We start from the raw sequence: 14,151 nt of genomic DNA on the forward strand, positions 1-14,151 counted from the left end.
GGAAGCAGCATCGAGTGTGGTGGCACGAACGAGGCTCGGCCTGATCCACCTGGAAACCTTCCGAAATCCCCCCAACAGCAGCTTGAACACCACACGGTGAACGCTCGGTAAAAGGCTTGGCCGTAGCCGGATGCTCTCAGTTACAACCACCGGTCCAAAACCAGCAAGCGGACTCCGAAGCCCCCTCGCCCCAATCCGGCAGGCCATACGGCGCGCAAGTCGCTCGGCTCAGCGCACGTTGCCGGAACGGGACGCCGCCCACACCCCCGGGTGGCGCCGGTCACCAGAATCGCCCCGTTGCTCATGCCCTCCAGCCCACCCGACGAGCACGCGGTCAGGCCATTCCGGATCCGCAACTTTGTTGGCAATGAAGACAGTTCGTTAGCAGTGGATTAGCAAATCCGCAGCTTCGTCAGCAATGGCTACGAGCAGTAGCGGTCGGTTGTACGGCATTCCCGTCAGCCTGCGGGGCGCCGGTTCGACATCATGGTTCGGCGGTGGCAGCGAGCAGGGCGGTGTCGTCGTCGACCCGGTCGGGGGTGTCCAGCAGCTCCAGGGCCCGTTCGGTGATCTGCTGGGGGTCGGTGCGGGCGGCGGCGGGCAGCGCGCCGCAGGTCTGGCGCAGGGCCGCCAGGCGGTCGTCCATGGACAGTGCCCGGTTTTCCACCAAGCCGTCGGTGTACATCAGCAGGCTGGTGCCGGGCGGGAACGCCACCTCGCGGTCGACTGGGGTGCTGCCCAGGCCCAGCGGCAGCGCCGGGGGCAGCTCCAGGTAGGCGGTGTCGGCGGCTACCAGCAAGGGCGGCAGGTGCCCGCTGGCGGCGTAGCGCAGGCGGTGGCGGTGTGGGTTGTAGACCGCGTACAGGCAGGTGGCGAAGCGTTCGGTGGCGAGCGACTGCAGGTAGGCGTCCAGCCTGGCCAGCACCTGGGCCGGGCCGGCGCCCTCCATCGCCAGGCTGTGCAGGACGGAGCGGAGTTGGCCCATCACGGTGGCGGCTTCCACGTCGTGGCCCATGACGTCGCCGATGGCCAGCCCCACGTCACCGTCGGGCAGTGCGAGCACGTCGTACCAGTCGCCGCCGACCTCGGCGCCGCGGTTGCTGGCCCGGTAGTGGGTGGCCAGGCGCACCCCGGGCACCTGGGGCAGGCGGTGGGGCAGCAGGGCGCGCTGCAGGGTCAGGGCCAGGCGGCGCTCGTTGTGGTACCGGGTGGCGTTGTCGTAGGCCAAGGCCAGGCGGTGGGCGAGGTTCTCCAGGTACTTGCGTTCGACCGCTGAGTAGTCGGTGTGCCGGACCAGTACCAAGGCCCCCAGTGTCTGATCGTGGGCGTGCAGCGGCAGGGCCAGCACGACGCCAGACGCCGGGTGCGGGCCGGCCGGGGCTGGGGCGGTGCCGTTGATCGCGTGGGTGGCGGCGGTGGCCAGGGCCTCGCGGGCAAGAAGGGGGGTGCCGGCGATGTACGCCGGGGGCGACTGCGCCGGGGCGGGTGCCGCGGCGGTGAGGTGGATGCTGATCTGGTCGGCGAAGTCGGGCAGCAGGACCTGGCCGGCAGTCTGCAGAATCTGGTCCGGGTCGAGGGTGGCGGACAGCCGCAGGCCCGCGTCGGCCAGGGAGGCCAGCACGGCCAGCTGGTTGCGGGTCTCGGTCAGGACCTGTTCACGCAGCTGGGACAGTTCCAACCCGGTGCGGACGCGCGCCAGCAGCTGGCGCGCGGAGAAGGGTTTGGTCAGGTAGTCGTCGGCGCCGGCGTGCCGGCCCTGCACTGATTCCTCCTCGCCGGCGCGGGCGGTGAGCAAGACGATGGGCAGGCGGGCGGTGCGCGGGTCGGCGCGCAGCGCCCGGACCAGCTCGAAGCCGTCCATGCGGGGCATCATCACGTCGCTGAGCACCATCTCCACCGGCTGCGCCAGGGCCATCTCCAGGGCGGCCCGGCCGTCGGCGGCGACCAGCACGTCGTAGTCGGGCTGCAGGAGCTGGGTGAGATAGGCGCGCATGTCGGCGTTGTCGTCGACGACCAGCAGGCGGGCCGGGCGGGGGCGGTCGGTTTCGTGCGGGCCGGGGCCCTGGGGGGCATCGTGGGTCGCGGGGGCGTGCGGGGTGCGCGCCGTGGGGGTGACCGCAGCGGGGACGGGGTCAGCCGCCAGCCAGCCCAGCGCTTCGTCCACATAGGCCGCGGCGCGGCCGGGCCGGCCGCCCCCGCCTTCTCCGGGGGATTCCCCGGGAGATTCGGCGCCGGCCGCGGGCGGGGCCGGGCGGGGCGGGTGGGCGGCGGCGAAGGGGAGGTCCACGGTGACGGTGGTGCCCTCGCCGAGCCGGCTTTCCACGCCGACGGTGCCGCCGTGCGCTTCCACCAGGTCCTTCACCAGCACCAGGCCGAGGCCACTGCCCTCGTGGGAGCGGGAGCGGGCGCCACGGACCCGGTGGAAGCGCTCGAACAGGCGCGGCAGCTCGTCCGCGGAAATGCCGGTGCCAGTGTCGGTCACGGTCAGCCGGGCCCGGCCGCCGGCCGCGGCCACCTGTACCCGGGCGCCGTCGGTGAAGGTGAACTTCAGGGCGTTGCTGAGCAGGTTGAGGATGATCTTCTCCCACATCTCCCGGTCCAGGGACACTGGCCGGGGCAGCGGCGGGCAGTCCACCTCCAGCGTCAGCCCGGCCGCCTCGAAGGCGGAGCGGAACACCCCGGCCAGCTCGGCCGTGGCACCGGCGAGGTCGACCGGTTCAAGGGCCGGGCGCATCTGCCCGGCCTCGGCCCTGGCGACGTCCAGGAGAGTGTTGACCTGCTTCAGCAGGCGCAGGGCGCCCCGCTCGGCCAGCTCCAGCTGCGCGCGCCGCTCGGGCCGGTCCTCTTCGGCCAGAACCTGCTGGAGTGGACCCAGGAGCAGGGTGAGCGGGGTGCGCAGTTCATGGCTGACGTTGGCGAAGAAGGTGGTCTTGGCCCGGTCCAGTTCGGCCAGTGCCTCCGCCCGCCGGCGCTGTTCGTCGTGGGCGAGTGCGGCCGTGAGCGCCCCGGCCACGCCGGCGGCGAGCACCTCCAGAAAGTCCCGGTAGGCCCCGGCCGGCGGGAAGCAGGGGTTGACGCCCACCACCAGGACGCCTCCCACCTGCCCCGCACAGTCCAGCGGCAGAGCCAGCGCCTGCTCGACTGGGAGCCGGGAGGCCGCGGCGTGCTGCCCGGCCGTGTGGCCGGTGAGCGCGGCGGCCGGCAGCGTGGCAGGGGCACCGTCGGCGACGACCTGCGCCAGCCGGGTCGCGATGTCCGACCCGCCGGCCGCACTCGGCAAGACGGCCTCGGGCGCCGACCGCAGTCCGGCGGAGGCCGCCGGCCGCAGCATCCCCGGCCCGGAGGTCAGGTACAGGTCGAGGAGCGGGATCTCTTCGGGATAGGAGCCCAGCACCTCCGCGACGACGCGGGCGACCCCGCCCGGGGTGGGCAGCCCGGCGGTGCGGGCGCCGGTCTCGCTCAGCAGGCGCAGCCGACGCTCGCCCAGTACCCGACGGGTGGTCTCGGTGATGATCTGCAGCACGCCGCCGGCGGTGCCGTCGTCCAGCAGCACGGGCTGGAAGGAGGAGTCGAAGTAGCACTGCTCCAAAAAGCCGTGGCGCTCCATGATGAGCGGCTCATCGGGGATCAGCAGTGACTTGCGGGTGTCGGTCACATAGTGGAAGTGGGCACTCACAGGGTGGGCCCAGACCTCGGGAAACACATCCTTATAGGGCCTGCCGAGCGCCCAGGGATGCTTGGCGCCGACAATGGGTGAGGAGCCCAGGTTGTAGAGCGTGGCGAATTCGGCGCCCCAGTACAGAGCCATCCCGTGCTCAGAGGTGAGCATGAGGCGCAGGGTGTCCACCAGGGGCCCCGGCCAGGACTCGGGGGGCCCGAGCGGCGTCGCCGCCCAATCGATCCCGGCCAGAAGCTCGCCGAACGCACCGGCCTCGGCGAACATCCGGGCCGCCGCGGTGCGCGGGTCATCGGGCCGGGTCATCGAGAAATCTTCCTCCTGGCGCCTATCTCATCCGCGCGCGCCCTCCCAAGGCTGCCGAGGGCCAATCGCTGCGGAGCTTCGGTCAGAACGGAGGTCGGATCCGACGCTCCTGGCTACACTCCTGCCAGAATTGAAAGGTTAAGGCAGTCTAAACTACGATTTTCTCAGAAGTGTAAGCTCTTGAGCGTCCGCCGACGGCGGGGATGATCGACTCGCGGTCCCTGCGGGCGGCGTACACCGTCCGCGCCGACGGTGTCGGCCGGGACGAGGGAAGAAGGTGGCGGGCCGCAAAGGGCAGGTCGTGGAGTGCCGGGGATTGCCGCTGATGGTGCTGGTCACCGCCGCGCGCGTCCAGGACCGGGACGCTGCTGCAGCAACCGCGTGCCGGGGTCAGCGTCGACTACCACGTCCGGTGATGAACCTCGCGCGGCCGATCTGGGACCGGTCGGGATGGATGTGGACAGGCCCTGCCGCTCCAGCGCAACGGGTAGTGATCACTACGGTCGCCTTCGAGAGCGCCTTCGCGCGATGGGTGCACGCGCGCGGCGCAAGGACTTTCGCCCCCTGTCCCCACGCGGTGACCGCCCCGCTCCGGGACGCGGTCAGCACCGGCGCCGGAGAGGATGCCGACTGAGAGCTCGGTCTGAGAGTCCGGAATCATCAGGCCCACCGCCCCGGAACGCCACCCGACCCGGCGCGTTGAAGTTGTGCCTCACGTGCCGTGGTCTCGCCTGGACAGCGTGTGGGCTTCGAGCGGGCCGAGGTACAGCGAGCGCAGGACGGGTCCGGGAGTGGTTTCGGCGATCGCTCCATCCTCCGCGGCCCATTGCCCCGACACCGCCGACACCCTCATCGCCGTGTCCGGCATCACCGTGGGACGGCCAGTCACGTAGCTGGACCGCACTGACCGCGCCACAGTTCGTCAAGGCCGGCAGGACGGCCGAACGCTGCGCAGTTCGGTCCGCAGCACGGGTGTGCCGTCGACAGGCGCCGGGTCCTGCGCGGTTGGCTCGATACCGCCGGCGGCGATCTTGTCGAGCGTCTCCAGACCGGTGGCGCCGACCGTGCCGAACACCGTGTAGTCCGGTCGCAGCGCGGAATCGCCGTAGACGACGAAGAACTGCGAACCGTTCGTGTTCGGCCCGGCGTTGGCCATCGCCAGCAGGCCTCGCCCGTAGAGGCGACGGACACCGGTCGGGTCGCTCGGCGCCGGCGGCAGGTCCACCGGCAGCTCGTCCTTGTACTTGTACCCCGGACCACCCTCGCCGGTGCCGCTCGGATCACCACACTGCAGGACCTTCAGCGTCGGATACGCCGTCAGCCGATGGCACACCGTACGGTCATAAAAGTGGTGCTGCGCCAGGTGCACGAAGCTCTGAACCGTGCACGGCGCCATCGCCCGGTCCAGGCGCAACGGGAGCGGGCCCTGGCTGGTCGGGACAGCCATATCGACTGCGCCGTGACTGGGGGTGTGTCGCGGGTCGGGCGGCAGGGGAACCGGACGCGCCGCCGGCTCGTCCGGGGTCCGGGTGTACTGGCAGGGGCCATGTGTGGTTCGCGGCGGGGAGTCGGAAGCGGCGGCGGTGCTGCCCCCGGACGCGACCAACGCTACTGCCGCCAATGCGGTCATGAGTGCTCGGTTCATCCTGCACACCCTCCCGAAGATCGCCAGGTTTCGGAGCGGTGGCAGTCTAAGGCGGAGCTTGTAGGGCGGGAACCGCCTGCCAAGCCAGATCCGCCTCAGCAGCTTTCGGCCTTCGGCCCTCGACCTCAGGCGACTTCGTTCGAATGTGGCGCAGCGTCGGCTGGCCGATCAGCGCGTCTACCCAGTGCGTGTCACACGCAAATCACCAACAGAGTCGACGCCCCTGAACCACAGAGCCGAGACTTACGCATACGCTTCTGAATCGGACCGGCTGGACCCCGTAAGACGCCTTCGCCCACCTGTGCCACGTGGTCCCGGGCGACGGCCCCAGGATGAGTACCGGGGCGTCTTCCGGGCCGTCGAAGCGGTACTGGAGGGCGGGGGTCCTCGTCTCACTCACGGCCCCCACGCCAACCGCCTTTTCTCACGGTCCGGACCCGGAGTCCCTACTCCTCACCCCTGGCTCCCGAACATCACCGGCGAACTCTCACACGGCCTTCACCGGGGCGGGGCTGCGGCGCGGGCGACATGGGTCTGGGTGTCGCGGGGGGGGCGGCGGGGTGGCCGCGGGCTGTGGATTCGGGGAGGGGCGGGTGGCGGACCGGGCGGGTGGCCCACCGGGTCACCGACGACGACATCATCGCCGGGCAGGGCCGCGTGATCGCGGAGGTCTTCGTCGACGAGGGCGCGTCGGCCTGCAGACTTCTCGGGTCAGGTCGGTGCCGCGAGACAGGGGGGTGGGGGTCGGGGGGCGGGGGTGGAGGTCGGTCGGGTCAGAGGTCGGTCTGGTCAGAAATCGGTCGGTGTGCCCAGGCCCGTGAGGGCGCCGACCGGGTCCAGGTCGGGAGTGCCGCGTGGCCACCAGTCGTCGTGGCCCGGTTCGGACTCGTAGGCGTACCACAGGCCGTCGCGGCCGAAGCGGAGCTGGATGTGCCCACGGGGGTGGGTGAGGTGGTTGCGCCAAGGCCTGAAAGCGGGAAGGTCGGCGGCGAGGAGGAGAGGGCGGGCGCGGTCGAAGCGGCCGGCCGGTGGATCCCAGGGCTCTTCGAGGACGGCGAGTCCTTCGATCCCGCCCTGCCTCCAGGCGGCGACCGCGCGGGCCAGGTCGGCCGGGGTGCGGTCGGTGGCTGCGGCGAGGGAGGCGTAGAGGGCGCGGGTGCCGGCGGTGAGGCCGGAACCGGGGCGGGCTGCGGCGAGGCGGACCGCGTCCTGCCAGAGGGTGAGTTCGCCGACCGGGTCGCGGCCGGTGCCGAGCAGGGCATGGGCGCGGGCGGCGGCGTCGGTGGCCAGCTGGTCCAGGGCGAAGGGGTCGGGGCCGCCCGGGGACGCGGGGTACGCCGGGGGCTGCTCGGGGTGCGGAGGGACGGGCAACGAGGCCGGGAGCGGCGGGAGTCGGCGCGGTGCGAGGGCTTCACTCGCCCGTACGCCGGGCAGCGACGCTGGCTCCTGATCCTGGGCGGCACGGGCCGCGCGGGCGGCGCTGAGGCGGGACAGGGCATCGAGCAGCTCACGCTCGCCCCGGCCGCGCAGCAGGAGCAGGACGAAGGGGTCGGCGTCGAGCAGGCGTGCCGTCTGGTAGCAGAGGGCGGCGGCGTGTTTGCAGGGGTGGCCTCGGTCGGGGCAGCTGCACTGCGGTTCGAGATCGCCGGGGCCGGGAAGCAACGGCACTCCGCACTCGGCCAGCGCCTCGGGCATCTCCTTGTCGAGCAGTGCGGCGATGTGTCCGGTCCGGTCGGCCGCGAGGTCCAGGAACCGGTCCCAGTCGACGTCCCCCAGCGTCCGCAACCGCACCTGCACGCGGTACGGCCGGGCGCGGCTCCCCTGCACATAGGCGAGCACGAGCCCGGGCGTCACGGTGATCGCGTCGACGTGCCCCTGCTCGGCGTAACCACGGCCCCGCGCAAGGCGCTTGGCGTCCAGCGCGCCCCCCTCGAGCGCGGCGACCCAGGCATTGCCCCACCATGTGGCGGCGAACCGGGCGTCCTCGGAGGCGTGGGGAGGGAAGGCGGGGAAGGTGCGACGCAGGTCGTTGTCCCGGTTGGGGGCGGCCATGGAGTGGGGGCGGCGGGGGGTGGACGGGACGGCGGCGGGTGTCGGAGGGGGCGAGTGCCTGTCGGAGGCGGCGGCCGTGGGGGCTTCGCCCGGTGGGACCGAGTCGCCCGTGCCGGTGGGCGTGGGGGTTTCGGCGGCCGGGGGCGGTGTGGTGTTGTCGATGTGGGCGGCGGTGCCGGGGTTCAGGGGGCCGTCGTCGGGAGCGGGGGTCTCCTGGAGGGAACTGCCTTTACGCGCACGGCTGTTGTCCTCGTCCTGGTCCTCGTGCTCCTCCTGCGGCTGGGCCACGTCGTCGGGCATCCGGAAGGCGTCGGCCAGCAACTCCCGTACGTCACGCGCGCGGACGCCGGCGGCTGGACTCGGCGGCGTACGGCCTCGGTTCCCGGACGCGGTCGGGGTGGTCCTGCGCGACCGACGCGTGAGGGCTGCCTCCGCCTCCGCGGCCTCGGCTTCCGCCCGCCTCCTGCGTGCCGCACGCAGCGCTTCGCGGGCGGCATCCGCGGGGCGTGCGTGGCCCGCCGGTGCGGCATCGGGGGCATCCGCAGCGGGCGGAGCTGCCTCGGTGACGCGATCCGTGTTTCCAGCCGTGCAGTCGGCAGAGGCGGTGGAGGCCGCGCCCGCGTCGGACGGACCTGTGGCCCCGGCCGCGTCCGCCGCGGCTGCTTCGGGGTGGGGTGCGCGGGACTGCGTGGGGCCGACGGAATCAGCGTCACTGGCGCCCGTCCCGGACTGGTTTTTGACACCGTCCACGAGCGCGGCACGCCGCGCCGCGACAGCTTCCCGCAGTGCCGCGCGGGCCACGTCACCTGGCCGGGGCTCGGCCGGGGCGGGATCGGTCACGGTGTTCTCGGACGCCGTGCCCTCCGTGTCCTCTTCACCGGCGGCACCCGCCTCATCGGCCTCTGCCTCGACCCGGCGCGCCGCACTCTCAGCCGTTGGGCGGTCCGCCCCCGTGACCCCCGGGCTCTCTGCGCCCTGCACCGCGGAGGTGCCCCCCTCTTCCTGCCCAGCGAGGCTGCCGCCTCCCTCGACGGCAAGGCGCCCCGCACCCGGCACCGCACCCGACGCCGCAGAGCCCCCACTCCCCCGGTCCGCTCGGCTCTCGGCATCCCACGCCGCATCATGGCCGGACGCCTGCGCCGCGCTACGGATCCCCTCGCCCGCGAAGCTCCCGGCAGCGGACGCCGCAGAACTCCCGGCCTCCCGCACCACCGGGCCACCGCCCTCTTCTCCAGCGAAGGTCCCCGCACCCGACACCGAAGGGTCACCGGCCTCCCGCACCGCCGGACCACCGCCCCCCTCGCCCGCACGGCTCCCCGCACCCGACGCCGCAGAGCCCCCACTCCCCCGGTCCGCTCGACTCTCCGAACCCCGCGCCGCGTCACGACCCATCCCCTGCCCCGCCGCGTCACCGCCCTCCCCGGCCGCGAAGCTCCCGGCAGCGGACGCCACATAACCCCCGGCTCCTCGCACCCGCGGGCCACCGCCCTCCTCGCCCGCGCAGCTCCCCGCACCCGACGCCGAAGCATCGCCCTCGTGCGCTTCCCCGCTGCGCGTCCCCGTGGCCGTCTCCCCGTCCGCGTCCCCCCGCGTCTCCCGGCCCGGCCGCTCCCGGGCCGCCCGTAGGGCTCGGCGGGCCTCGTCGGCGGGGCCCGGGGTCATGACGGCCTCCGGAGGGAGACCAGGTCGGTCAGTTCGCGGTCGGTGAGTTCCGTGAGGGCGGACTCGCCGGAGCCGAGGATCGCGTCGGCGAGGGCGCGCTTGGATTCGAGCATCTCGGCGATGCGGTCCTCCACGGTGCCCTCGGTGATGAGGCGGTGGACCTGGACGGGCTGGGTCTGGCCGATGCGGTAGGCGCGGTCGGTGGCCTGTTCCTCGACGGCCGGGTTCCACCAGCGGTCGAAGTGAACGACATGGCCCGCGCGGGTGAGGTTGAGGCCGGTGCCCGCCGCCTTCAACGACAGGACGAGCACCGGGATCGCGCCGCTCTGGAAGCGGTCCACCATGCGCTCGCGCTCCGGCACCGGCGTCCCGCCATGCAGCAGGTTTACCGGGACCGCGCGGGCGGCGAGGTGGGCGGTGATCAGACGGGCCATCCCCACGTACTGGGTGAAGACGAGGGCCGAGCCGTCCTCGGCCAGCAAGGTGTCCAACAGCTCGTCCAGCAGGGCCAGTTTGCCGGAGCGGGCGACCAGGCGCTCACCTGCCGTCGCCGGGACCTCCTCCTTCAGGTACAGCGCGGGGTGGTCGCAGATCTGCTTCAGCGCGCCCAGCAGCTTCAGCACCAGGCCCCTGCGCGCGATGCCCTGCGCCGTCTCGATCGCCAGCAGCGACTCGCGCACCACCGCCTCGTACAACGAGGCCTGCTCGCGGGTGAGCGGGACCGGATGGTCCGTCTCCGTCTTGGGCGGCAGCTCGGGGACGATGCCCGGGTCGGACTTCTTGCGGCGCAGGAGAAAGGGCCGCACCAGCCTCGCCAGCCTGGTCACCGCCTCCTCGTCCTCGCCGTTCTCCACCGCGCGCGCGTGCCGGGCGCGGAAGGACTTCAACGGGCCGAGGAGTCCGGGGGTCGTCCAGTCGAGCAGGGCCCACAGCTCGGAGAGGTTGTTCTCGACCGGGGTGCCGGTCAGGGCCACGCGCGCGGGCGACGGGATCGTGCGCAGGGCCTTCGCGGTCGCCGAGTAGGGGTTCTTCACGTGCTGGGCCTCGTCCGCGACGACCATGCCCCAGCGCTGTTCGGCGAGCCTCGCCGCCGCCGCCCGCATGGTGCCGTACGTGGTGAGGACGAAGCCGCCGTCGAGGTCGTCCAGGCTGCGTTCCGTGCCGTGGAAGCGGCGGACGGGGACACCGGGCGCGAACCTGGTGATCTCCCGCTGCCAGTTGCCCAGCAGCGAGGCGGGGCAGACGACGAGGGTCGGTTCGCGGCGCGCCCGGCGCAGGTGCAGGGCGATGACGGTGATCGTCTTGCCGAGCCCCATGTCGTCGGCGAGGCAGCCGCCGAGGCCCAGGGAGGTCATGAGGTCCAGCCAGGCCAGGCCACGGAGTTGGTAGTCGCGGAGGGTGGCGTGCAGGCCCGCGGGCGGTTCGGCGGGGTGCACTCCGGCCGTCAGCCGGTCACGGAGGGCGGCGAGCGCGCCGACCGGCACCGCCTCCACCGTCTCGCCGTCGACCTCCGCGCTGCCCGTCAGGGCCACGGAGAGCGCGTCGACCGGGTCTAGCAGGCCCAGTTCGCGTTTGCGGGCCTTGCGCACGAGGGCGGGGTCGACCAGTACCCACTGGTCCCTGAGGCGTACGACCGGGCGGTGGGCCTCGGCCAGCGCGTCCATCTCGGCCTCGCTGAGCGGGTCGCCGCCCAGCGCCAACTGCCAGCGGAACTGCAGGAGTTCCTCGCCCTCGAAGAACCCGGTGCCGTCGGTCGCCGAGCCCGGCGCGGGGCGGACCACCGCCGCCGCGGTGAGGTCCTGCGCCAGATCCCGCGGCCAGTGCACCGCCACCCCGGCCGCCGCGAGCCGGGTCGCGGCCACGCCGAGCAGGTCGCCCAACTCCTCGTCGGACAGGGCCAGTACGTCGGGCACGTCCTGCTCGGAGAGCCGGTCCAGGGGCTGCCAGACCCGGGCGGCGCGCCGCACTGCGAGGGCCGCGTCCACGCGTGCCCGTGGCCCGAAGACGGCGTCGGCGTCCCCCGCCCACAGGGTCGCCGCGTCAGTCACCAGCGTCGGGTCGGCGAGGCTGTGCACCTGGACGATCGCGGCCCCCGCGCTGCGCACACCGTCGGCGTCGGCGTTGAACAGGTTGTGGGCCGACAGGTCCAGGCGGAGTGAGATCCGCACGCCCGCGTCCATGCCGGCGGCTACTTCGGCGGCCCAGTCCTGGGCGTGCGGCAGCCGCTGCGGTGCGCGGGCCGCGAAGGGCTTGCCGCAGGCGTGGGGGGCTGCGGGGGTACGGGGCAGGGTGTCGGCGACCGCGTCCAGGAAGGAGCGCATCAGGGCTTCCGGTTCCGGCAGCCGGAGCGGGCCGGGGCCGGGCAGCGGGACCGCGTGACCCTCGTGGGGCAGGGCGGCCGCGACCGCGCGGAGGTGGGCGATGTCGTCCGGGTCCAGGGGGCCGGCCCGCCAGGCGTCGTGGCCTGCGGCGGTGAGGCCGGGCAGCAGGCGGCCGCGGGCGGTGAGCCGCAGCGCGTGCAGGGCGGCCGCGCCCCAGCAGGCGGTGGCGGGGTGGGCGGCGGGATCGCGCCGGGCCCGGACCAGCAGCGGCAGTGCCTCACCGATCGGGAGCGAGAGGGCGGGAGCGGTCCGGCGTCGGACTCCGGTTCCGTGCGGTCGTACGACGGTGAGCTCGGTGAGATCGGGCAGCGCTGCCCCGGCCTCGGTGTCCACGGTGGGCAAGGGGGCGCCCTCCGGGTCCCAGAAGGCGAGCCGGCCCTCCCGGGGAAGGGGTGCGGGCAGGAAGACGGCCGCGAGCCGGACGGGGACGGCCGCCCCCTGCTCCGCGCCCCTGCGCTCGGCCACCACGGTCCTGTCGCTCATACGTCCTGTCACCTCCCGCCCGCCTGTCGGATCACTCGTCTTCGACTCTACGGGCGGGGTCTGACAATCGGCTCCGGCGCCCGGCCGGAGCGGCTCGCCGGGCCGGGCGGGTCAGGGGACCGTGCGCGAGACGACGTACACCTTCGGGGCGTTCGGGACGGTCAGGTTGACCATGACGTCCTGGGTGGGTGCCGGGTCCTTCTGCGCGTGGGTCAGGCCCCACCAGGAGCGCGGGGTGTCGAAGTTCCAGCCGCTGACCTTCTGGTCCCGCTCGCTGATGGAAGTCTCGTTCTTCTCCAGCTGGGCGCGGCTGACACCCATGCCGGTGAGGAAGGCGGCCAGGCCCGCGTCGGTCGTCCGGAACTGTACGTAGAGCCGGCTGGTCTTCCAGTTGTTGGTCTCGTAGGAGGCGACCAGGTCCGCGGGGTGCGGGACGGGCACCTGGTAGAGGCGGCGCTGGACCTTGGACGGCCAGCCGGGTGTGAGGCCCGTCGCCGAGTACTTAGCCTCCTTGTCCTTGCCGCTGTCACGGCTCTGGTTGGCGGAGATCACCAGATAGCCGGCCGGGACGCCGATGAGCAGGCCGATGATGAGCAGCGTGATCGCCCTGCGGCGGATCATGTGGCGGCGGTCCTCGGTGGGACGCTCCGGCTCCCCGGGCGGCGCCGAGGCCTGGCGCGGCAGGGATGCCGTCATGCGGTGTCCTGGGACGTACGACGGGCCTCCACGTACCGTTCGTAGCGCTCGTGCCGCTCCACCCGGCGCCGGTTGGCACGGCGGAAGCGGCGGGCGACCAGGCGGGCGAGGTCGGCGGCGCCGACCATGCCGGCCTCGGGGCCGAGCTGGGCGCGGGCGATGCGGGCCTCGGGGCGGTAGCCGCGGCCGGTGAGCTGGCGCTTGAAGGCGTCCCGCGCGGGGCCGATCAGCAGGTCGTCGGCCGCGCTGACGCCGCCGCCGATGACGAAGCAGGACGGGTCCAGGGCGGCGGCGAGGTTGGCGATGCCGACGCCGAGCCACTGGCCGATGTCCTGGAGCAGCTCGATGCACATCGCGTCGCCGTCGCGGGCCAGCTCGGTGATCATCGGGCCGGTGATGTCGCCGATGTTGCCCTTGACGTGCTCGATGATCCCGTACGCCACCGGAGAGTCGGCGGCGGCCAGCTCCCGGGCCTCCCTGACCAGCGCGTTGCCGGAGCTGTACTGCTCCCAGCAGCCGCGGTTGCCGCACGGGCAGCGGTGGCCGCCGGGGACGACCTGCATGTGGCCGAACTCGCCGGCGACACCGTACTTGCCGCGCTTGACCTGGCCGTCCTCCAGGATCGCGCCGCCGATGCCGGTGCCGAGCGTGATCATGACGAGGTGGTCCTCGCCGCGGCCCGCTCCGAAGCGCCACTCGGCCCAGGCGGCGGTGTTGGCGTCGTTGTCCACCAGGACGGGGACCGCGAGGCGGCCTGCGATGCGGTCGCGCAGCGGTTCGTTGCGCCAGGACAGGTGGGGGGCGAACAGCACGCGGTTGCGGTCGGCGTCGACCCAGCCCGCCGCACCGATGCCGACCGCGTGGACGTCGTGGCGGTCGGACAGGTCCAGGACCAGTTCGACGATGGTGTCCTCGACGACCTTGGGACTCTTGGACTTGTCCGGGGTCTCCGTGCGGACCTTTTCCAGGATGTTGCCGTCGGCGTCGACGACACCCGCCATGACCTTGGTCCCGCCGATGTCGATGCCCACCGTCGGCACGCGGGGTGCGGTCAGGTGTGAGCGGCGTTCCCGCGTGCCGACGGTCCGCAGGGCGGGGGCGCGGCGGGAGCCTATGGGGGCGCTGAAGTTGCCGTAGGTGCTCATCGGCCCCGATTGTGCCGCACGCTCACGCTGGGTGCCGAACGGGGGAGCAAAGGGAGGGTGCGCGAGTCATGCCGGGTGCGGCTCGTACGTGGCTGATCGCGCAGT

6 protein-coding genes are annotated in these 14,151 nt (G+C 73.1%); all 6 read right to left on the minus strand.

Annotated elements, in window-relative coordinates:
* Positions 1-484 precede the first annotated feature (484 nt).
* A complete protein-coding gene (locus tag ABZT02_RS29010) occupies positions 485-3,982 on the minus strand; it encodes a SpoIIE family protein phosphatase (protein ID WP_356022440.1) in 3,498 nt (1,165 codons plus the stop codon).
* 922 nt (positions 3,983-4,904) lie between these two features.
* Positions 4,905-5,429, minus strand: a complete 525-nt coding sequence (locus ABZT02_RS29015) for a peptidylprolyl isomerase (RefSeq protein ID WP_356022545.1) — start codon at positions 5,427-5,429, stop codon at positions 4,905-4,907.
* A gap of 987 nt (positions 5,430-6,416) precedes the next feature.
* Entirely contained in the window at positions 6,417-8,519 is a 2,103-nt protein-coding gene (locus tag ABZT02_RS29020) for an SWIM zinc finger family protein (RefSeq protein WP_356022443.1), read from the minus strand.
* Positions 8,520-9,337: 818 nt separating this feature from the next.
* Complete coding sequence (locus tag ABZT02_RS29025; RefSeq protein WP_356022446.1) at positions 9,338-12,205, minus strand: DEAD/DEAH box helicase; 2,868 nt, start codon at positions 12,203-12,205, stop codon at positions 9,338-9,340.
* Positions 12,206-12,316: 111 nt separating this feature from the next.
* Positions 12,317-12,901 carry a sugar kinase gene (locus tag ABZT02_RS29030; protein WP_356022448.1) on the minus strand — a complete coding sequence of 195 codons (585 nt, stop codon included), beginning with the start codon at positions 12,899-12,901 and terminating at the stop codon, positions 12,317-12,319.
* Positions 12,898-14,046: an ROK family glucokinase gene (locus ABZT02_RS29035; RefSeq protein ID WP_356022451.1), complete on the minus strand. Its 1,149-nt coding sequence runs from the start codon at positions 14,044-14,046 to the stop codon at positions 12,898-12,900. Before ABZT02_RS29035 ends, ABZT02_RS29030 begins: the two co-directional genes overlap by 4 nt.
* Between the last annotated feature and the right edge of the window lie 105 nt (positions 14,047-14,151).

This window comes from Streptomyces sp. NPDC005402 (assembly GCF_040606575.1).
Lineage (GTDB): Bacteria > Actinomycetota > Actinomycetes > Streptomycetales > Streptomycetaceae > Streptomyces.

What these genes read in the sequence shown, in the direction of transcription:
- ABZT02_RS29010 (WP_356022440.1), bottom strand. Translation starts at nt 3,982, where the DNA reads ATGACCCGGCCCGATGACCCGCGCACCGCGGCGGCCCGGATGTTCGCC.
- ABZT02_RS29015 (WP_356022545.1), bottom strand. Translation starts at nt 5,429, where the DNA reads ATGGCTGTCCCGACCAGCCAGGGCCCGCTCCCGTTGCGCCTGGACCGG.
- ABZT02_RS29025 (WP_356022446.1), bottom strand. Translation starts at nt 12,205, where the DNA reads ATGAGCGACAGGACCGTGGTGGCCGAGCGCAGGGGCGCGGAGCAGGGG.
- ABZT02_RS29030 (WP_356022448.1), bottom strand. Translation starts at nt 12,901, where the DNA reads ATGACGGCATCCCTGCCGCGCCAGGCCTCGGCGCCGCCCGGGGAGCCG.
- ABZT02_RS29035 (WP_356022451.1), bottom strand. Translation starts at nt 14,046, where the DNA reads ATGAGCACCTACGGCAACTTCAGCGCCCCCATAGGCTCCCGCCGCGCC.